We start from the raw sequence: 20,232 nt of genomic DNA on the forward strand, positions 1-20,232 counted from the left end.
CTAATTTATGTACACAAACCGCACTCAACGAATGCGGTTTGCATGATTAATAATTACTTCTTGTCGTCTTTTTTGGGATCAACTTCTTCAAAATCACCATCAACTGTATTATCGTCAGCTGCCTTCGCTTCGCCTTCAGCACCATCTTTTGGTGCTGCTTGTTGGTAAAGCTTCATTGCCAATTCACCAGCAACCTTTGTCAATTCCTCTGACTTAGCTTTCAAATCAGTTAAGTCAGCATCCTCAGCAGAAGCATCTTCCTTGGCCTTTTTCAAAGCTTCCAAAGCATCTTGAGTTGGCTTTTTATCGTCATCACCCAACTTGTCGCCAACTTCTTCCAAAGTCTTTTCAGTTTGGAAAATGAGTTGGTCAGCTTCGTTGCGAGTGTCAACCGCTTCTTTCTTCTTAGCATCGGCTTCTTCGTTGGCCTTGGCATCATTCATCATTTGTTCAATTTCTTCATCAGACAAACCACCAGCGGCTTGGATAGTAATCTTTTGCTCTTTTTGAGTGCCCAAATCCTTAGCAGAGACATTTACAATACCATTACGGTCAATATCAAATGTCACTTCGATTTGTGGTACACCACGCTTTGCAGCTGGAATATCTGATAATTGGAAGCGTCCTAACGTTTTGTTATCAGCAGCCATTGAACGCTCACCTTGCAAAACATGAATATCAACTGCAGGTTGATTATCAGCCGCAGTTGAGAAGACCTGAGACTTTGATGTTGGAATAGTAGTGTTGCGATCAATCAACTTTGTGAAGACACCACCCATAGTCTCAATACCTAATGATAGAGGTGTCACGTCAAGCAAAACAACATCTTTAACATCACCCGTAATCACACCACCTTGAACAGCAGCGCCTAAGGCAACAGCTTCATCAGGGTTAATTGAATGGTTTGGTTCTTTACCAGTCAACTTTTTAACTGATTCTTGAACAGCTGGAATACGTGTTGAACCACCATTCAAAATAACTTCATCAATATCTGAGAATGACAAGCCAGCATCCTTCAAAGCATTCAAAACTGGTTGCTCCGCTTTCTTAACCAAATCAGCTGTCAATTCATTAAACTTAGCACGTGTCAAAGATGTTTGCAAGTGCAATGGACCTTGATCACCTGAAGCAATAAATGGCAAATCAATTTGTGCTTCGTTAGCTGAAGACAACGTCTTCTTTGCTGATTCAGCGGCATCCTTCAAACGTTGCAAAGCCAACTTGTCATCTTTCAAATCAATGCCATTTTCAGCTTTAAATTGCGCTGCCAAGTAGTCAATGATTTTGTTATCAAAATCATCACCACCAAGGTGTGTATCACCGTTTGTTGACAAAACTTCAAAGACACCGTCACCTAATTCAAGGATAGAAACATCAAATGTACCACCACCCAAATCATAAACCAAAATCTTTTCATCTTTGTCTAATTTATCTAAGCCGTACGCCAAAGCAGCAGCAGTTGGTTCGTTAATGATACGTTCAACTTCCAAGCCAGCAATCTTACCAGCGTCTTTAGTTGCTTGACGTTGGGCATCGTTAAAGTAGGCAGGCACTGTAATCACTGCTTTGTCAACTTTTTCACCCAAGTAGTCTTCAGCATATCCTTTGATGTATTGCAAAACCATTGCTGAAATTTCTTGTGGTGTATAGTCTTTACCATTGGCTTTAACCTTGTAACCAGCTTCACCCATGTGTGACTTAATTGAAATGATTGTGTCTGGGTTTGTAATAGCTTGACGCTTAGCCACGTCACCAACTTGGCTTTCACCATTTTTAAATGACACAACTGAAGGTGTGGTGCGACCACCATCTGGGTTTGTAATAATCTTTGGTTCGCCACCTTCAAGGACGGCAACAGCTGAGTTTGTAGTTCCTAAATCAATACCAATAATCTTTGACATGAATATATTCTTCCTTTACTTTTTAATTAATTAGTTAGTCTTTTTAAGGTGTGGTGCCAGCGCTGAATCACCATAATAATTATTTCGCAACAGCAACCATTGCTGGCCGCAATACTCGATCTTGTAACATATAACCTTTTTGCAAAACCTGTGCAATTTGATCTGATTCAACATCATCACTGTCAACTGATTGAATTGCTTGATGTTTAGTGGGATCAAATGTCTCGCCAACTTCACCTGTTGCAATAATACCATTGTCCGTTAACGCCTGAGTTAAAGTTTTAAGTGTCATATCAACACCAGTTTTAATTTGTTTTGCAACTGCGTCATCTGCTTCGACTGCTAGAGCACGTTCTAAGTTGTCAACTGCTGGTAAAACTGATGTCGCCAAACGTTGTCCGTCATATTTGCGAATGCCTTGTATTTCTCGTGCATTACGTTGCTGAATATTTTGAATTTCTGCTTGAGATCGAAGTAATTTATCTTCTAATTCTGTTACCTTTGCGGTTAATTCGTTAATTTCTACCTGTTTGGGATCAACATCAGTATCCAAATCATCAACATCAGCTTCAACTTCTTGTGTTGTCGTTTCGTCGTCAACAACTTGTTCTTCAACCACTTCTTCGTTTTTATCTGTCACAGGTGTGACCTCCTAAATTATGTATATTCAATCATCTTTTGACTTAGTGCTTCACCGAAAGCGTCCATTAGTAACGCATTTTTACTATACGCCATCGGTATTGGACCAAGTAAGGCAATAACACCATTACCTTGATTAGGCACCACGAACTCTCGCGTGATTAAGCTAAAATTGGAAAGCAATTTTTCGCCAATTTCTCGACCAATTTTAATTTGTACTTGTGCCGAGGGTGCCACAATTTGTCTAACTGCTCTCGCATTAGTGAGGAACTCCAGTAATTGCTTAATATTGTTAACACCAGTTTCACCACTGAAATCAAGGACGTTGAGTCTGCCACCAATGTGAACATTATCACCGACCGAGCGGGCTAATACATCACCAAACAATTGTAAAAATGCAGCCGGTGTTTTAATCATACGACTCATTTGAGTCGGTAACTCATCAGATTGCATCATTTTTAGAACATCATTAACTGGTCTACCAACCATCTGCTCGTTAATATATTTAACCATGCCCTCCAATGATTCAATCGCCATTTCGTTTGGCAGTTTGAAAGTTTGGCTGGTCACCTTACCATCATTAGTAACAAGAACCGCAATCAGTTGATGTCCCTCTAATGGTACGAGACGGAACCCAGAAACTTTAATGTCCGAACGTTTAGGCTTAAGAATCAAAGCCGTATAGCCAGTTAGTGCAGAAAGTGTTCTCGCTGTTTCATCCAACAAATCATCAATTTCATGAAAATTACCTCGGAACGATTGAATAACAGCACGAACATCTTGTGAGGATGCATTACGAGTAACCATCAAATGATCAAGATAATAACGATATCCCTCGTAAGATGGTACTCGACCTGCAGAAGTGTGTAATTTTTTGATAAAAGCATCAGCTTCTAGTGTTGCCATCTCATTACGAATAGTAGCAGAACTTACTTTAATATTAAGTTGCTCTTGCAGGCTTTTTGAACCAACCGCATGAGCAGTCTGAGTATATTCATAAATGATAGCACTCAAAATTAACTTTTGTCTGTCGGTCAGTGCCATCTCATCACTCCTTTTAGCACTCTTTTTTTTAACTGCTAACATCTATTATGATACACTAATTTTTCAAAAAAGCAACCCTTTTTGGCACTCTTTTTATTAGAGTGCCAAAAAAGACACTTGACTATTTTTCAAGTGTCTCAAAATATTGTTGCGTCGCCGTTTGATCTTTAACAAGTTGCTCAATTAGTTCCTCAGCATTATTGAATTTAATCTCACCGCGCAAACGATGATACCAAGCAACCTTAACTGCCTCACCATAGACCTCATTATGAAAATTCAAAATATTAATTTCCACAGTCACTGGTCTATTTTCGCCAAAAGTGACATTTCTACCAATACTTGCCATGCCAATATACCACTGACCAGCAATTTTAATTTTGACAGCATAAATGCCGATTCCTGGTAACCATTCTTGTTCTGGTGTTTGAATATTAGCCGTTGGAAAACCTAGTTCTCGCCCTCTCGCCTCGCCATGAACAATCATCCCCGTTGTCGTGTGGATCCGGGCCAATTGTCTCGCTGCCTCATCAACATCACCGTCGTCGAGTGATTTCCTGATTCGTGAAGAACCAATTTTTTGATCGTCTAAGCTGAATTTTGGCACAGTAATTGCTTCAAATCGTTTGCCAGCATAACCTTGTAAATGCGTCATGTCACTATTGGTATGTGCCGGACCATACAAGTGATCAAATCCGGCAACAACTGCCACTGGATTTAAATGCATTAACACCTCATCCACAAATTGTTGTGCTGTTAAATGCGCAAGAACAGATGTAAAACGCATGACGTACACACGATCAACACCCAAATCTGACATCAATTCAATTTTTTGATCCAATGGCGTAAGATATCGCAAGGGCTGTGTTAACATTTTGAAAGCGACAATCGGATGAGGGTCGTACGTTAATACAGCGAGTGACACGTGCCGCTTTTCAGCCTCAAGTTTAGCACGTCTAATCACTGATTGATGCCCTTGATGAACACCATCAAAAAAGCCCATCGCAACAACTTGTTGCGTTGGCTCGACATCATTTTGAATTGGATAGTGAAGTTTAATTATATCTGTCATATTTATTGATTATCAAATACATAACGCGAACGCCAAACCTGTTCACTGTTATCATACTGATAGACCGCTTTTAATTTATCGTTATAATAAAGTTGTTTAAAATTTGTACTTGGTTCCCAGTGGGCAATTTTTTGACCATTTTTAACGGCAAACCATTCATCATCTGAGAGAATGTGAGTCGGCCAAGTCAAAATGTCTTTGATTGGAACAATAATTTGAAGCAAATCATCTGGTGCAAGCTTTTCAACCTCTGTTAGATCATGAGCTTGGATCAATGTGAAGCCACTGCCCATCGTCCGTGTTAGACTCGTCATAGTTGCTGGTATATCAAGTGCTTTGCCAGTATCTGAAGCTAACGTCCTGATATAGGTTCCTTTAGATACAGTTGCCTCAAAATTAAATTTTTGGACATTATTTTCAAAATTAACATCTGACGTTCGATGAAAATCATAAATCATTGCATCGCGTTCTGGGCGCATCACTATCTCACCTGCTCTGGCATAGTCATAGAGACGACGACCGTTCACTTTCACAGCTGAATACATCGGTGGAATCTGTTTAATTGCGCCATTTAAAACTTTTATTGCAGCATCAATTGTTGTCGTTGCAATTGGTGTATCAATGGTTTTTCTGGCAATAACAGCACCATCCAAATCCTCTGTTTCCGTAGCAAAGCCAAGCGTAATCTCACCAATATAGCGTTTTGGCCTAGTTTGGAGCTCATCAATTAATTTAGTCGCTTTGCCAAGCGCAACGACTAACACGCCTGCCACAGATGGGTCTAATGTACCAGCGTGCCCAACCTTTTTTTGCCCAAACAGCCGACGCACCTGCCGAACAACATCAAAAGAAGTAACACCCCTTGGTTTATCGACAACCAGAACGCCATCAATCATCTGCTTGTTTGTCATTAAAGTCGTCCTCGGATTGCCAAATGTTTTGCCCTGCATAAACTGAACCAAAACGAACTTTGGGTACTTGATGTTCTGACCAAACAACATATATGCGAACAGCTTCAGTATTTTGTGCTAGGATTTTTTGACTAGCTGTTCCCACAACATCACCAGCATGTAATTGTTGCCCAGCGCTATAACGCGCTAATCGAGCAGCTTCGCCTTGTCCAACTAAGCTCATTGTCACGCTTTGGTCAAGACCATCAGTAATCATTAACTTTTCCGTTGTCGATTCACTCACAATTCCAGATACGGGTAGCATTAAATTTCCGCCGTTTGGAATCAACATAATACCATTGGCCGCTTGATAGTGCTCATCATGACTTTCCTTAATAGGTCGTAATTGTCCAGTGGCTGGTGCCACCAAAACAAGCGTCCCCGTTTTCTTTGCCATTTTAATAGCATTGAGCCGCCCAGTCGCATTTACTTGTGTTTGTTTTTTCTTCAAGCGAAAAATTCGTTGCCAAAAATTCATTTTGAACTGCGTACCTTTTCAATATAGTTTGTTATACGTTTCATGCCTTCAGCTAAATCAGCATCAGACGCAGCGTACGAAATTCTAATATATGGGTTAGGTTCTTCACCGTGACTAAATGCTGATCCCGGAATCACAGCAACCTTGCCCTGTTGCGCCAATTCTAATGCAAAGCTATCCCCATCGTTACCTAAATCTGCAGGTAGTTTTGCAAATAGGTAGAAAGCACCCTCAGGTTCAACAACCTCAAATCCCAACTCTTGCAATTGTGCCAGCAAGTTGTCGCGACGGTTTTGATAAGTATCACGCATCAATACCGGTGCCTCTGTCACGTCACGTAAAGCAACTAACGCTGCATCTTGAACGAATGTTGGTAGCGCAAATACAAGCGCACCGTGCACTTTCTGCATTTCATCAATAATTTCTTTTTGCGCTAAAATAAAGCCAACACGATAACCAGTCATTGCATGTGATTTCGACAAACCGTTAATATAAATTGTTTGTTCAGGAATAATTTCAGCCAAAGACACATGCTCTTTGTTATAGGTCAAAACTGAATAAATTTCATCAGAAATCACCCAGAGATGATGCTTTTTAAAGGTTACTGCCAGCGCTTCTAATTCTTCACGTGAATATGTTACCCCAGTAGGATTGGTAGGATAATTCATCAGAATAGCTTTTACCGGTACTGTTGCTTCAGCAATTGCTTTGTCAACCATTTCCGGTGTCAATTTAAAGTGATTTGGTGTTGTATCAATACTAATTCTGGTCCCACGCGCCAAATCAAGTGAAGCAAAGTAAGGACCATAGGCTGGTTCCGGAATTATCAAACCATCATTAACATTTAATAGTGTTTGAAAAACGACGTTAACGGCTTCGCTCACACCTTGCGTCACAATAACATTATCTTCGTTTTTAAAATTCAAATGATATTTTTCATTGAAGTAGGTGACAACTTCCTGTCGCAAATTAGTTTCACCTTGACTCTCAGCATAATGCGATCGATTATGATTAATCGCATTAATTGTCGCTTGTTTAATTTTATCGTCAACATCGAAACCCGGTTCTCCAAAAGTAAGACGAAGAATGCCAGGGATATCGCGAATCATCAATTGAAAGTTCAGCAATTTATCTGCCGCCATCTCTGCAACAGCACTGTTGATTGGTTGTGTCAATTTAGTCATGTATTAGCTCATTTTCTTAAAATAATTTGATAATCCTATTTTAACACAAAAGACTCTTCCCCAAATGGGGGAGAGTCTTTTCTTCACAACTTATTAATTTTCTTTGTGTAACTGATGGATTAAGTCCTCAATATGATTACCATATTGAACGGAATTATCACGCACAAATTTTAATTCAGGAATCTTATACACCGTCAAACGCGAACCTAATTCTTTCCGAATTAAACCACTAGCGGCTTCTAATCCTGCTTGTGCTTTTTTAGCATCACTTGCTAAATCAGACAAGATTGAATAATAAATTGTTGCAATTTGCAAATCACCTGTCAATTCAACACTTGTGACCGTAACATCTTGTACACGAGGATCATTGATTCGCTTGAGCAATAGATCTGTTACATCACGTTGAACTTCTTGAGCAAGACGACCTGCGCGCTGTGGATTAGCCATAACTGCATGCCTCTTTTCTTTAATTGATTATATTTGTTTCCAGGTTACTTAGGCTTTACTTCTTGCATCACATAGGCTTCAACAACATCGCCCACATGAACATCGTTGTACTTGGCCACAGTGAATCCGAATTCAAATCCCATTTTGACTTCGTTCACAGCATCTTTACCACGTTGAAGTGAGCCAACCTCACCATCAAATACGACAACACCATCACGAATGACACGAACTTTAGATTCTTTGGTAATTTTACCTTCTTCAACCATAGCACCGGCAATGGTACCAACTTTAGAGAACTTGAAGAGTTCTTTAACAACCACCTGGCCGATAATCTTTTCTTCAAATACAGGTTCAAGTTGGCCTTTCATAGCTGCTTCGACATCATCAATAGCGTTATAAATCACGTTGTAGAAACGAATATCAACTTTTTCCGTTTCAGCCTGAGATTTAGCCAATGGCGTAGGACGTACATTGAAGCCAATGATAACAGCCCCAGATGCTTCGGCCAATGTCACATCAGATTCATTGATAGCACCAACAGCCGTGTGAATAATATCAACACGAACACCATCAACTTCAATTTTCTTCAGTGAGCCAGAAAGTGCCTCAACTGAACCTTGTACATCAGCCTTAACGATAACAGGAACAGTCTTCATGGCCTTTTCTGCCATTGTATTAAACAAAGTATCAAGTGTAACGACTGAACCTGAATTACGAATGGCTTCTTGCGCACGCTTTGCACGTTCTTCACCAGCTGCACGAGCTGTTTTTTCATCAGCCATAACGATGAAACGATCACCAGCTTGCGGTACATCATTCAAACCGGTAATTTGAACTGGTGTTGCTGGTAGCGCAGCTTCTAGTTCAACACCGCGCTCGTTAGTCATTGTTCGAACACGACCATAAGTATTACCTACAACAATTGGGTCACCAACATGCATACTACCTTGTTGCACCAACACAGTCGCAACAGGTCCACGTCCACGATCCAAACGTGCTTCAATCACTGAACCACGAGCTGGCATATCAGGATCGGCCTTAAGTTCAAGCACTTCAGCTTGTAGCAAAATCATTTCCAGTAACTCATCAACATTTTGTCCAAACTTGGCAGAAATCTTAACAAAGATTGTGTCACCACCGTATTCTTCAGGCACTAAATCATATGCCATCAATTGGTTCATCACATCATCTGGATTGGCACCAGGCTTATCAATCTTGTTAACTGCCACGATGATAGGTGTTCCGGCTGCTTTGGCATGGTTAATCGCTTCGATTGTTTGTGGCATAACACCATCATCAGCAGCAACCACCAAAATTGTCAAATCCGTCACGTTAGCACCACGCGCGCGCATCTCTGTAAAGGCTGCGTGCCCTGGTGTATCCAAGAAAGTGATTAACTTATCATTCAAACGAGTTTGATAAGCACCAATGTGCTGTGTAATACCACCAGCTTCGCCCTCAGTCACGTGCGAATTACGCAAGTAATCTAACAAAGTTGTTTTACCATGATCGACGTGACCCATGATTGTAACAACAGGTGGTCGAGGCACTAATTTGCTTTCATCAATCGTTTCATCATCAAAGAAACGATCAATATTGGCAACATCTTCTTCTTCTTTAACTTTAGCATCAATACCGTAATCTGCAGCCAAAATTTCAATTGTATCTTCGTCCAAACTTTGGTTTTGATTTGTTACAATTCCCAACAAGAACAACTTTTTGATAATTTCTGCTGTATCACGATGCAAAAGTTTTGACAAATCTTGGACGTTCATGCCAATACGATATTCCAAAACTTCTGGCAATGGCTGCTCCTTTCGAACAGTCACTGGTGCTGCTGGTTGGTGCTTTGCGGCAATACGACGTGACTTTTTAGACCCACGTGGTCGATCATTACGGCGTGGCGTTTGCTGTCCAGTTCCATTAGTATTACGCTTGCGTGAATTATTACGCGCAGAGTTATTACCAGAAGCTAGTGCACCACCAAACTTACCTGTTCCAGCGGCAGGAGTTGCTGGTTGTGCTGCGGCTGCAGGTTGCGCTTTAGGTTGCGTTGCTGGTTTAGCAGCAGCCTTTTTGGGATGTTTAACTGCTTCAGAGGCTTGACGCTTTTTTTCGTTTTCATTCACGTACTGTTTGAGACTATTATCAGGTTTAGCTGAATAATCTACTTGTCCGGCACGTGGCTTGGTTGACCAATTTTTCTTTTCACGAACCATTGGACGGCCTTCAGATGGGGCCACTCGTGAACCTGGTCGGCTACTATTACGGTTAGCGTTGTTTGTATTTGAACGACTCTGACCATTATTATTTGGTCGATTCTGAGATGTAGTACGCTTTTGACCTTGGCTACCGTTGTTTTGGTGACCTTGACCATTATTGTTATTTGGACGTCCCTGACGTGCTGGACGTGAACTATTTTGAGCTGGTGTTGCACCATCTGCTAACTTAGCCGCATGGCGTCGTTGCGATGCGGGCAATTCCTTACGTTCTGGCACTGCCTGTTTTCTTGCAGGACGGTTTGAGCCTGAGAATTTCTTTTCTTCTGCCATTTAGTTCCGCTCCTTTTCTGATATTAATTGTTTAATTTTGCGACTAAAACCATGATCCGCAACTGCAAACACACTCCGATTAACACCGATGGCATCTGTCAATTGCTGTTTAGTATAGTCTTGTATTAATCTAACATTGTAAAACGATGATTTGTCGGCTAATTTTTTAGCTTGGCTTGCGCCACCGTCGCTTGGAAAAAATGCCAATGACACTTTTTGTCCACGAATAGCTGCAAGAGTTGGTGCCGTTCCCAACACTAATTTTCCAGCACGCATTGCCAAACCTAGCAAATTTAAGATTTGTTCGTCCTTACTGATCACCGAACAACTCCCGACGCGCTTGCTGATGGTCAACGTATGCTATCAGTTCGTCATAAAACTGATCAGGCACTTTCACCTCAAACGCTTTATCAAAGATACGCTTTTGTTTAGCTTTTTCCGCTACGGCCACATCTAAACTAATGTATGCACCACGGCCATTTGCCTTGCTTGTAGGATCTAAAGTGACCTTACCTTCTTTGTCGCGAACGACACGAACGAGATCTTTTTTAGGAAACATTTCACCTGTCACAATGTCTTTTCGCATTGGTATTTTACGAGGTTTCATAGTTTTAAAACATTAGGTGTGGGATCTGTGATTTCACACACCATGTATCCTTTCAAATTATTCTTCGCTTTCGTCAACCGGTGTGTCGTCAGATGGCTTTTGCGCCAATGATTCGGCCGCTTCACTTTCTGATTTGATGTCAATCTTAAATCCTGTCAAGCGAGCTGCTAAACGTGCATTTTGACCTTTTTTACCAATTGCTAATGACAATTGATTATCAGGAACAATGACGGTCACTGCGCGGTCATTTTCGGAATCAAAAATAACGTCCGTGACTTCAGAAGGATTCAAAGCGTTCGCAATGTATTGCGCTTCGTCTTCAACCCACTCCACAATGTCCATATTTTCGCCGGCTAATTCGTTGACAACGCTTTGAACACGTGCACCACGTTGACCAACCATAGCGCCCACAGGATCTAAATCACCATCATGCGTGTAAACAGCGATTTTTGAACGATCACCTGCTTCACGTGCAATCGACATAATTTCAACCGTACCATCGTAAACCTCTGGCACTTCTTGTTCAAATAAACGCTTAACCAAGTCAGGGGCTGTACGTGAAACAAAAATTTGTGGTCCCTTGGCATTATTTTCAACTTTATTAACCAAAACCTTTATACGATCACCCATGTGGTAACGTTCATTTGGCATTTGATCATTGGGGGCCATGACAGCTTCTTGATTACCTGGCAAGTTCACATACAAGAAACGTGAATCTTGTCGATCGACTTCACCGGTAATAATTTCGTTTTCATATTCAGCAAACTTATTATAAACCGCTTGACGACTTGCTTCACGCATTTTTTGGACAATCACTTGTTTGGCTGCTTGTGCAGCCATACGACCAAAGTCTTTAGGTGTGACATCAAATCGAATTTCGTCACCAGCTTCATAGGCTCTATTCAAAGCCAAAGCGTCAGACAATGAAATTTCAGTTTCATCATCTTCCAAATCATCATCTAAGACGACGTTTTTCACTTGCTTAATACTAATGTTACCCTTTTTATCGTCAAACGTTGCTTCAACATTATCGGCGGTGTTGTATTGCTTTTTGTAAGCTGCTTTTAGGGCATCCTCTAAAGCATCAACAACAACCGAACGATCAATACCACGTTCTGCCTCAAGAGCATCAAGTGCATCTACTAATTCTTTACTCATTCGATTTCTCCATTTTTTACCGATTAAAACTGAACATCTAATATCGCTTTTGCTATCTCATCGAAAGTCAAAGGCAAATCACCATTTTCAGTTTTTAAGACTAAGCCATCTTGATCAAGCGACTGAATTTTACCTTGCCACCTCTTTTGACCATTTTTATTGGTGAATAGAGACACTATTATGTTCTCGTTTGCTTCTTTCGCCCATTCAAAATGCCAATTCTCTTTCAATGGACGATCGGCTCCGGGTGAAGAAATGTCTAACATGTATGCTTCAGGTATTGGATCTGGATCAACCGTATCTAATAATTCATTAACATCTTGTGTAAAAGTTGTTAACTCATCCATCGTAATAAATTCATGGTTAGGTTTGTCAATCAGTATGCGTAAAATCTTTTGACCACCTTCTTTAGTGATCGCCAAATCCCACAGCAAATCATCATGAGTCTTTAAAATTGGTGTGATCAAGTCTATAACAACTTGTTCCGTTTTACTGGTCATTTGCTTTCTCCTTTCGACTAAATTCAGACTACTATTTTTGGTACACATTTGAATACCTGTTCGTGTGTATTGACAGCAAGCGCTAATCTCATAAAAAATGAGCCGGCCTCTTTTTACAAAGTGACCCGCTCATTTACAATTGCTATGTAAATTAACTATCTCGATTATAGCTTATTTATGAAAAAAATGCAAATTCACTGTTTGTTTTCACAAATAAAAAAGCCGCAAGCCGGCTTTTTTTTAAATAATATATAAGTGCTTACCAAGAAGCCTTACGCACACCAGGAATTTGACCCTTGTGTGCCAATTGACGGAAGTTCAAACGTGACATACCAAATTCGCGCATGTAAGCATGAGGGCGACCATCAATCAAATCACGATTGTGAACACGTACTGGAGATGAATCTTTTGGCAAAGCAGCCAAACCGATGAAATCACCAGATGCTTTCAATGCAGCACGCTTTTCAGCATACTTTGCAACTAAAGCTTCACGCTTTTGTGCCTTAGCAATTTTTGACTTTTTTGCCATTACTTAATCTCCTTAAATGTCACTACTTTACGAAGTTTTGGTGAGTACTTCTTCAACTCGAGGCGGTCAGGCGTATTACGACGGTTTTTAGACGTCAAGTAAATACGCTCACCAGTTTCATCATTTCCTAAAACGACGTGGATACGCATAATCCTTGCTCCTTAGTGTGTTTTCTTAAAAATTTTTATTTGCTTGTCAATACAAATAACTATTATACATGAACTATTGGGCACTGTAAAGCCCTTTTTTCTAACTTGACGAAATTTTGTTCGTAAAAGTTTATATCTCAGCTTAAGATGTTTAAAAAATCTTAAAATTGTTGTTCAAGTGGTGGGACAACTTGTTTTTTACGAGACACTACACCTGGTAAATCAATGACATTGCCTGCTAATTTCGCATTGAAGGCACTTTCAATGGCATCGTTTGCATCCCCTAGATAAATTGCTTTTGAATTAGAATTCAAAATGTCTGTAATGACAAACAAGAAGTCCTCGTAGCCTTCAGACTTGATGGCATCTTCAATACCCGCTTGGCGTGCCAAAACGTCATCAATATCAACAGTGTTCACTTGTCCAATGCGGAATTGGTGACCAGCCATGTCAAATGACTTTGCATCGCCATCAATCAACTCTTTATCAGTACGTGAAGAAAGGTCAGTCCCTGCCTTCAACAAATCTAAACCATACTTTTCATAGTCTTCAAGACCAGCTATTTCTGACAAAGCTGACAAAGCAACTTTATCAGCTTCAGTGGTCGTTGGGCTTTTAAGCAACAAAGTATCTGAAATGACAGCCGATGCCATCAAACCAGCTATGTTAGCTGGAATTGTAACGTCATTATTTTTAAATTCAAAGTATAAAATAGTAGCTACTGAACCCCAAGGCTTAGCCACAATATAAAGTGGCGTGCTATTGGAAAAATTGAATTTATGGTGATCGTATATAGCTGCTACTGTCACATCAGCTAAATTATCAATTGATTGCGCTGCCTCGTTGTGATCGACTAAGACAACATCATCGGTATCAGCAATTGTAATGACGCGAGGTGCTTCTAGTTTAAAGTAACTCAAAGCGAACTTTGTTTCCTCGTTTGGTGTCCCTAGTGCAACTGCTTCTGTGTCCCAGTTGTATAGATGACGTAACAAATGAGATGTGGCAATCGCCGAAGCAATTGTGTCTGTATCAGGGTTTTTGTGCCCAAAAACTAAAGTCTTAGCCATGAATTTTATATCTCCTAGATTAATATAGTTTCATTTTAACAAAAAATTGTCAATTTGTCGTTACCAATGTTAGCGGTGTCATTATCCATGGTCTCCCATTTTTATCAACATCTACAACATACTGACCATTTCCTATCCGTTGAGATGGTCGGTAATCACTCAATTGAATTTCTTGAACTTGATAGCGCGTTGTCAGGATTGACAGTGCAGTGACTGTCTCGTCAAAAATTGTTGCTGTTGCCACATGATAAGCTACTGTCTTCTTTTGAGTGAAAATCAGCAGTCCCTTGTTGGCACGCTTTGAACGGCTAATTTCAGAAACGGGCATATACTTAAACGCCCCATTTGTTGCGGCTATTGCAACTTTTTGTTGGTTATCAGTAATTAATAGTGCTGCTTTGATGGTGTCTCCATCACGCAAATCCATCGCCTTGACACCTGCCGTTCGCGCACCAATTTCTGGTACGTCAGACAATGCAAAACGCAATCCCACACCATTATGAGATAGTAACAATACGTCCTGTTTAGCAACCTTATCAACATAAGCAACGTTCACTAAATAACTCGTTTCCTGTTTTAGTTTAATCGCCATGGCTGACTTTTTCTTATATGATTTCGGCACAATATCTGAAACTGACGTTTGCTTAATATAACCATCATTGGCTACTAATAAGAAATCGCCACCTTGGTCAATATCCGTAAGTGCTATTGCTTCGATGACATACTCGTCACTCACCCAATTAGAAAGCTGCTGAGAAAAATGCTCACCTGTATCTTTCCATTTGGTATCAGGTAACTCATGAACTGGTCGATAAATGACATTCCCTTTATTAGTGAACATCAGCAAATGCACCGTGGTATTGAGGGTTCCCTCAAATATTGTTAAATCATCATCCGCCAAGCCATTTTCGTTATCTGAAGCTTTATATGAACGAATCGATGAACGCTTGTAATAGCCATTTCGTGAGACCAATACACGGACATCTTCTTCAGCAATCGTAACCGCTGTATCAATCACTAGCGTTTCAACTTCTGCCTCAATTTCACTACGACGAGGAGAAGCATATCCTTTCGTGATAGCCGCTATCTCAGCACGAATCACATCTTTTAGTGCACTCTCATCCGTTAAAATCAAGTTCAGTCGTGCAATTTTGTCATTTAATTGCGCAAATTCTTCCTCTAATTGCGTGACATCAGTGTTTGTTAGACGATACAACTGCAAGGTAACAATTGCTTCCGCCTGTGGTTGCGTAAATTGAAACTTGTCGATTAAGTTTTGCGTCGCATCCTTGCGATTTTTTGAAGCACGAATCGTCGCCACAACCTCGTCCAAAATTGATAGCATGCGAATTAGGCCTTCAACAATATGTTGCCGCGCCTGAGCTTTTGCTAATTCATATGCAGATCGTTTTAGGACAACTTCTTTTCGGAAGTCCAAGAAAGCAGATAAACCGTCCTTTAGGCCAACGTGAACAGGTCGCTGATCATGAATGGCGACCATGTTAAAGTTATACGATATTTGTAGGTCAGTCTTTTTGAACAAATACGTTAAAATACCTTCAGCATTCGCATCTTTTGAAAGTTCAATGACGATGGACATGCCTTCACGATCAGACTCATCGCGCACTTCAGCAATACCAGCAACTTCTTTATTAAGTCGAATAGCATCTATTTTAGAAACTAATGTTGATTTGACAACCTCGTATGGCAATTCAGTAACTTCAATTTTTTGTTTCCCGCCTTTCAGCGTTGAAATAGCTGTTTTAGCGCGAACAACAATTTTACCGCGTCCAGTCTTATAAGCTTTTTTGATACCATCCAAGCCTTGAATAATGCCACCTGTTGGAAAATCAGGACCTTTAACGTAACGCATTAATTGTGATAACGTTGCTTCTGGATGATCCAGCAAGTAAGTCAACGCAGAATTGATTTCTTTGAGATTATGTGGCGGAATCTCAGTCGCATAACCAGCAGAAATACCGGTCGCACCGTTGATAAATAAACTTGGAATACGTGACGGCAAAACTGTTGGCTCATAGGTGGTATCATCAAAATTCAACACCATGTCAACCGTTTCTTGTCCCAAATCAGCCATCATCTCACCGGCAATTTTGGATAAACGTGCTTCTGTGTAACGCATGGCAGCAGCTGGATCATTGTCAATTGAACCATTGTTACCGTTCATATCAATTAATGGTTCACGCACTTTCCAACTTTGAGATAAGCGAACCATCGCCTCATAGATTGATGAATCCCCGTGTGGATGAAAGTTACCCATCACATTACCAACCGATTTTGCCGATTTACGGTATGGATGATCATACGTGTTGCCGTCTTGATCCATCGCAAATAAGATACGTCGCTGAACTGGTTTTAGACCATCACGAATATCTGGTAATGCGCGTTCTTGAATAATATATTTGGAGTAACGCCCAAAGCGTTCTCCCATCACTGTTTCCAGTGATAGATCAGTTATACGATCTGCCATTTAACTTTGGTTCTCCTTGATTTATAACTGTAAAAATAACGACTGCGTGACTTAATCGTCATTTTGCCATGATGTAATCACCGGTCCCTGTTCCTTGGCTGCAGTAATTGTTTCACTACTTGGCGACTCATGATGACGTGCTTTTTCGAAAACATCGCTTGACTTAGTATCCCCTTCAACTGTATCCAAAATAGAACCAGCTTCATCCAATGTAAATTGGACATTAGCTTCAATCCAGTCACGTCTTGGTTCGACTTTATCACCCATCAAGGTCGTTACCCGCTTTTCAGCAAGTACAGCGTCATCAATTTTGACACGAATTAATGTTCTTGACTCAGGATCCATTGTTGTTTCCCAGAGTAATGTTGCGTTCATTTCACCCAATCCCTTAAAACGTGTCAGTTCGTAACGTGCCTCACGTTTGCTGGTAATTTGCTCAAGTTCATCGTTGGTCCATGCAAATTGATCGGGAATCTTTTTAGATGAATATTTAACGCGATAAAGTGGTGGCAACGCAATATATACGCGACCTGCTTCAATCAATGGCCGCATATACTTGTAGAAAAAGGTGAGTAACAAAGTTTGAATATGAGCCCCATCATCATCAGCATCAGTCATGATAATAATTTTACTGAATGCGGCATCATCTACTTTAAAATCAGCTCCAACGCCACCGCCAATTGCATAGATTAACGTTGATATTTCTTCGTTTTTCAAAATGTCGGCTAATTTCGCCTTTTCAGTATTTAAGACTTTACCACGTAAGGGTAGAATCGCTTGAAACTTACGGTCTCGACCTTGTTTAGCTGAGCCACCGGCCGAATCACCCTCAACTAAAAACAACTCATTTTTGTCGGCATTTTTTGATTGTGCTGGTGCTAATTTACCTGACAACAAACGATCTTTAGCACCCTTTGATTTGCCAGTACGACTTTCGTCACGCGCCTTACGTGCTGCTTCACGTGCCTCACGCGCTCTGATTGCTTTGCGAATCAAGCTTTGCCCAAAGTCACCATTTTCCATCAGGAAACGACCTAGCGTTTCGTTGACAACCGCATCAACGATGCCACGAGCTTCCGGTGTACCTAACTTGTCCTTAGTTTGACCTTCAAACTGTAAGAATTGTTCTGGCACACGCAATGAAATAACGGCGGCTAGGCCTTCACGTACATCTGTCCCTTCCAAATTCTTATCTTTATCTTTCAACAAATTAACTTTTCGGGCATATTCGTTAAATGCTTTTGTCCATGCAGTTCGAAAACCGACTTCATGTGTGCCACCATCTTGAGTTCGCACATTGTTGACGAATGACAGCAAGGTTTCTGAGTAGCCGTCATTATATTGGGCAGCAACATCAACCACAATACCTTCTTGCTCACCCTCAAAAGTCATGACTGGTCCGATGGTTTCTTTGTCTTCATTTAAAAAGCCAACGAATGCTTCTAACCCTTTTTCATAATGATATTCTTCAACGCGAACTGGATCTACTCGCTCATCTGTCAATGTGAATTTAACACCACTCATTAAGAAGGCTGATTCACGTAACCGTTCTGACAACGTTTCATACTTATATACAGTGGCGCTAAATATCGTTGGATCAGGCTTAAAGGTTACTGTTGTACCAGAATGCGCTTTTGTTTTACCTAAATCACGCAGTGTGCCAACAGGATTCCCACCATTAATAAAGTCTTCTTCCCATTTGTGTCCATCACGGACAATCGTTACTTGTAAACTTTCCGATAAGGCGTTCACAACTGATGACCCAACACCATGTAAACCGCCTGATGTCGCATAACCGCCTTGCCCAAATTTACCACCGGCATGCAAAACTGTCAAAATAACCTCTGGTGTTGGTTTGCCTGATTCATGCATACCTACCGGCATCCCACGGCCAAAATCTTGCACGGTTATAGCATTGTTAGGGTGAATCGTCACACGAATATCATTTCCAAAGCCACCTAAAGCTTCATCAACCGCATTATCAACGATTTCGTACACTAAATGATGTAAACCGCGACCGTCAGTTGAGCCAATATACATCCCTGGTCTTTTTCGAACGGCCTCCAATCCTTCTAAAATTTTTATTGAATCTGAATCATAATGATTTTTTTCTGGCATGTTTATTTATCCTTAAAAACACGAACCAGTGTTCGTGCGTTAATGTCAATCTATTTTATAATAGATTAAAAAATGTATTCTGACAAGTAGTAATATTTTAAAATTGATTAGTTATGGCATATACTAAGTGCTTTTATGGTAAACTAATAAATGGTTTTTAGTTAAAGGAGTTAAGTTATGTTAACCACCATTACCATGTTTATTTTGGCCTATTTATTAGGTTCTTTAGTGCCAGGCTATTGGGTCGGCAAAATTTTTTATCATAAAGACATTCGTGACGAAGGTTCCGGAAATATTGGCACAACAAATTCATTCCGTGTTTTAGGCGTTCGAGCAGGTATCACTGTTTTGATTCTTGATTTACTTAAAGGAACAGCAGCTGGACTACTGCCTCTATTATTTCAAAGCAACATTAATCCAATGATAATTGGATTAGGTGCGATTCTTGGTCATACCTATTCGTTTTGGATTGGTTTCAAAGGTGGCAAAGCGGTCGCAACTTCGGCCGGCGTACTACTAGCCTATAATCCACCTTTCTTTTTAATGGTCTCTGCAGTGTTTGTCATCGCTCTATTAATTAGTTCGATGGTTTCTCTGAGTTCTATGATTGGATTTGGATTTGCAACGGTGGTTTCCTTTTACTTTCATGATTGGATATTAACACTGATTGCTATCGTATTAACTATTTTTGTTTTCTATCGTCATCGTGCTAACTTATCACGTATTAAAAATGGCACTGAAAGTCTTGTTTCGATTGGTTGGTACTATCATCACAAAAAAAACGCTCAGAAATGAGCGTTTTTATTTTTGATTGGTATCAAAAATAATTGTTACCGGGCCATCATTGGTCAACGTTACTTGCATATCAGCACCAAATGTACCCGTTTCGACTGATACACCGGTTGTCAATAAACGCTCATTAAACAGTTCATACATTTTCTCTGCAAAATCGGGTGCACCGGCGTCAGTAAAACTTGGTCGATTACCCTTTTTGGTATTTGCGTACAATGTAAATTGTGAAATTGACAATATGCCACCATTAATATCTTTAAGGCTCAAATTCATCTGACCATTATCATCACTAAAAACGCGTAAATTTGTAATCTTACGAACAAGGTAATCAATTTCAGCCTCTGTATCATGATCACTAATACCTACTAAAAGGACAAATCCTTGCCCAACTTGACCAGTTGGTTGACCATCAATGGCTACGACCGCTTGCTTAACCCGTTGTACTACTACTCTCATATTGTCTCCATTTTTAAGTATATCTTTTATTGTTATCATGATACGTGAAATAGCGTTGTGTTTCAAGCGCCATCATAATAAGGCAGCATGTGCCGTTATTA

The 20,232-nt window shown here is 40.4% G+C and carries 20 protein-coding genes; 1 reads left to right on the top strand and 19 read right to left on the bottom strand.

What is annotated here, in order from left to right; genetic code table 11:
• Positions 1–53: 53 nt before the first annotated feature.
• The 18 genes from dnaK to parE form a co-directional block, all read right to left on the bottom strand.
• Positions 54–1,901: a molecular chaperone DnaK gene (gene dnaK, locus ACI3ES_RS06685; RefSeq protein ID WP_142511623.1), complete on the bottom strand. Its 1,848-nt coding sequence runs from the start codon at positions 1,899–1,901 to the stop codon at positions 54–56.
• Positions 1,902–1,980: 79 nt separating this feature from the next.
• The gene (gene grpE / locus ACI3ES_RS06690) at positions 1,981–2,541 is read right to left on the bottom strand and encodes a nucleotide exchange factor GrpE (protein WP_004910909.1); all 561 of its coding nucleotides are present in this window, start codon (positions 2,539–2,541) and stop codon (positions 1,981–1,983) included.
• Between the two features lie 17 nt (positions 2,542–2,558).
• Complete coding sequence (hrcA, locus tag ACI3ES_RS06695; protein ID WP_114666764.1) at positions 2,559–3,584, bottom strand: heat-inducible transcriptional repressor HrcA; 1,026 nt, start codon at positions 3,582–3,584, stop codon at positions 2,559–2,561.
• Between the two features lie 121 nt (positions 3,585–3,705).
• Positions 3,706–4,653, bottom strand: a complete 948-nt coding sequence (gene ribF / locus ACI3ES_RS06700) for a riboflavin biosynthesis protein RibF (RefSeq protein WP_114666765.1) — start codon at positions 4,651–4,653, stop codon at positions 3,706–3,708.
• A 2-nt stretch (positions 4,654–4,655) separates the two neighbouring features.
• Positions 4,656–5,564, bottom strand: coding sequence for a tRNA pseudouridine(55) synthase TruB (gene truB, locus ACI3ES_RS06705; RefSeq protein WP_114666766.1), 909 nt, complete (start codon positions 5,562–5,564; stop codon positions 4,656–4,658).
• Positions 5,542–6,081 (bottom strand): PTS sugar transporter subunit IIA, encoded by a 540-nt coding sequence (locus ACI3ES_RS06710; protein WP_114666767.1) that lies wholly within the window; start codon positions 6,079–6,081, stop codon positions 5,542–5,544. Before ACI3ES_RS06710 ends, truB begins: the two co-directional genes overlap by 23 nt.
• The gene (locus tag ACI3ES_RS06715) at positions 6,078–7,265 is read right to left on the bottom strand and encodes an aminotransferase class I/II-fold pyridoxal phosphate-dependent enzyme (RefSeq protein ID WP_036067847.1); all 1,188 of its coding nucleotides are present in this window, start codon (positions 7,263–7,265) and stop codon (positions 6,078–6,080) included. The genes ACI3ES_RS06710 and ACI3ES_RS06715 overlap by 4 nt, the downstream gene beginning before the upstream one ends.
• 93 nt (positions 7,266–7,358) lie before the next feature.
• A complete protein-coding gene (gene rbfA, locus ACI3ES_RS06720; protein ID WP_114666768.1) occupies positions 7,359–7,712 on the bottom strand; it encodes a 30S ribosome-binding factor RbfA in 354 nt (117 codons plus the stop codon).
• A gap of 44 nt (positions 7,713–7,756) precedes the next feature.
• Positions 7,757–10,264: a translation initiation factor IF-2 gene (infB, locus tag ACI3ES_RS06725; protein ID WP_036067849.1), complete on the bottom strand. Its 2,508-nt coding sequence runs from the start codon at positions 10,262–10,264 to the stop codon at positions 7,757–7,759.
• Positions 10,265–10,585: a ribosomal L7Ae/L30e/S12e/Gadd45 family protein gene (locus ACI3ES_RS06730; RefSeq protein ID WP_114666769.1), complete on the bottom strand. Its 321-nt coding sequence runs from the start codon at positions 10,583–10,585 to the stop codon at positions 10,265–10,267.
• Positions 10,575–10,871, bottom strand: a complete 297-nt coding sequence (gene rnpM, locus ACI3ES_RS06735) for an RNase P modulator RnpM (RefSeq protein ID WP_010295225.1) — start codon at positions 10,869–10,871, stop codon at positions 10,575–10,577. Before rnpM ends, ACI3ES_RS06730 begins: the two co-directional genes overlap by 11 nt.
• 57 nt (positions 10,872–10,928) lie before the next feature.
• Positions 10,929–12,029 (bottom strand): transcription termination factor NusA, encoded by a 1,101-nt coding sequence (nusA, locus tag ACI3ES_RS06740; protein WP_004910886.1) that lies wholly within the window; start codon positions 12,027–12,029, stop codon positions 10,929–10,931.
• A 23-nt stretch (positions 12,030–12,052) separates the two neighbouring features.
• On the bottom strand, positions 12,053–12,529 hold the full coding sequence (gene rimP, locus ACI3ES_RS06745; RefSeq protein ID WP_114666770.1) for a ribosome maturation factor RimP: 477 nt from the start codon (positions 12,527–12,529) through the stop codon (positions 12,053–12,055).
• A 259-nt stretch (positions 12,530–12,788) separates the two neighbouring features.
• On the bottom strand, positions 12,789–13,058 hold the full coding sequence (gene rpsN, locus ACI3ES_RS06750) for a 30S ribosomal protein S14 (RefSeq protein WP_004910882.1): 270 nt from the start codon (positions 13,056–13,058) through the stop codon (positions 12,789–12,791).
• Entirely contained in the window at positions 13,058–13,207 is a 150-nt protein-coding gene (rpmG, locus tag ACI3ES_RS06755; RefSeq protein ID WP_002815032.1) for a 50S ribosomal protein L33, read from the bottom strand. The genes rpsN and rpmG overlap by 1 nt, the downstream gene beginning before the upstream one ends.
• 161 nt (positions 13,208–13,368) lie before the next feature.
• Positions 13,369–14,277: a manganese-dependent inorganic pyrophosphatase gene (locus ACI3ES_RS06760; protein ID WP_114666771.1), complete on the bottom strand. Its 909-nt coding sequence runs from the start codon at positions 14,275–14,277 to the stop codon at positions 13,369–13,371.
• Between the two features lie 49 nt (positions 14,278–14,326).
• A complete protein-coding gene (gene parC, locus ACI3ES_RS06765) occupies positions 14,327–16,765 on the bottom strand; it encodes a DNA topoisomerase IV subunit A (RefSeq protein WP_407631954.1) in 2,439 nt (812 codons plus the stop codon).
• Positions 16,766–16,816: 51 nt separating this feature from the next.
• Positions 16,817–18,883 (bottom strand): DNA topoisomerase IV subunit B, encoded by a 2,067-nt coding sequence (gene parE, locus ACI3ES_RS06770; RefSeq protein WP_114666773.1) that lies wholly within the window; start codon positions 18,881–18,883, stop codon positions 16,817–16,819.
• Between the two features lie 177 nt (positions 18,884–19,060).
• On the opposite strand from parE, the gene plsY reads away from it, so the two are divergent.
• Positions 19,061–19,678 (top strand): glycerol-3-phosphate 1-O-acyltransferase PlsY, encoded by a 618-nt coding sequence (gene plsY, locus ACI3ES_RS06775; protein ID WP_114666774.1) that lies wholly within the window; start codon positions 19,061–19,063, stop codon positions 19,676–19,678.
• Positions 19,679–19,684: 6 nt separating this feature from the next.
• Here the strand turns inward: plsY and dtd are convergent, their stop codons facing one another.
• Positions 19,685–20,131 carry a D-aminoacyl-tRNA deacylase gene (gene dtd / locus ACI3ES_RS06780; protein WP_114666775.1) on the bottom strand — a complete coding sequence of 149 codons (447 nt, stop codon included), beginning with the start codon at positions 20,129–20,131 and terminating at the stop codon, positions 19,685–19,687.
• Positions 20,132–20,232: the final 101 nt, after the last annotated feature.

Source organism: Leuconostoc falkenbergense (genome assembly GCF_045801155.1).
In the GTDB taxonomy this organism is placed as follows: Bacteria; Bacillota; Bacilli; order Lactobacillales; family Lactobacillaceae; genus Leuconostoc; species Leuconostoc falkenbergense.

Bases quoted from the DNA above. Each gene is read 5' to 3' on its own strand.
- ribF (WP_114666765.1), bottom strand. From the start codon at position 4,653: ATGACAGATATAATTAAACTTCACTATCCAATTCAAAATGATGTCGAG.
- parE (WP_114666773.1), bottom strand. From the start codon at position 18,883: ATGCCAGAAAAAAATCATTATGATTCAGATTCAATAAAAATTTTAGAA.
- rbfA (WP_114666768.1), bottom strand. From the start codon at position 7,712: ATGGCTAATCCACAGCGCGCAGGTCGTCTTGCTCAAGAAGTTCAACGT.
- rpmG (WP_002815032.1), bottom strand. From the start codon at position 13,207: ATGCGTATCCACGTCGTTTTAGGAAATGATGAAACTGGTGAGCGTATT.
- dnaK (WP_142511623.1), bottom strand. From the start codon at position 1,901: ATGTCAAAGATTATTGGTATTGATTTAGGAACTACAAACTCAGCTGTT.
- ACI3ES_RS06760 (WP_114666771.1), bottom strand. From the start codon at position 14,277: ATGGCTAAGACTTTAGTTTTTGGGCACAAAAACCCTGATACAGACACA.
- nusA (WP_004910886.1), bottom strand. From the start codon at position 12,029: ATGAGTAAAGAATTAGTAGATGCACTTGATGCTCTTGAGGCAGAACGT.
- hrcA (WP_114666764.1), bottom strand. From the start codon at position 3,584: ATGGCACTGACCGACAGACAAAAGTTAATTTTGAGTGCTATCATTTAT.
- ACI3ES_RS06710 (WP_114666767.1), bottom strand. From the start codon at position 6,081: ATGAATTTTTGGCAACGAATTTTTCGCTTGAAGAAAAAACAAACACAA.
- plsY (WP_114666774.1), top strand. From the start codon at position 19,061: ATGTTAACCACCATTACCATGTTTATTTTGGCCTATTTATTAGGTTCT.
- rimP (WP_114666770.1), bottom strand. From the start codon at position 12,529: ATGACCAGTAAAACGGAACAAGTTGTTATAGACTTGATCACACCAATT.
- rnpM (WP_010295225.1), bottom strand. From the start codon at position 10,871: ATGAAACCTCGTAAAATACCAATGCGAAAAGACATTGTGACAGGTGAA.
- truB (WP_114666766.1), bottom strand. From the start codon at position 5,564: ATGACAAACAAGCAGATGATTGATGGCGTTCTGGTTGTCGATAAACCA.
- rpsN (WP_004910882.1), bottom strand. From the start codon at position 13,058: ATGGCAAAAAAGTCAAAAATTGCTAAGGCACAAAAGCGTGAAGCTTTA.
- dtd (WP_114666775.1), bottom strand. From the start codon at position 20,131: ATGAGAGTAGTAGTACAACGGGTTAAGCAAGCGGTCGTAGCCATTGAT.
- infB (WP_036067849.1), bottom strand. From the start codon at position 10,264: ATGGCAGAAGAAAAGAAATTCTCAGGCTCAAACCGTCCTGCAAGAAAA.
- parC (WP_407631954.1), bottom strand. From the start codon at position 16,765: ATGGCAGATCGTATAACTGATCTATCACTGGAAACAGTGATGGGAGAA.
- ACI3ES_RS06715 (WP_036067847.1), bottom strand. From the start codon at position 7,265: ATGACTAAATTGACACAACCAATCAACAGTGCTGTTGCAGAGATGGCG.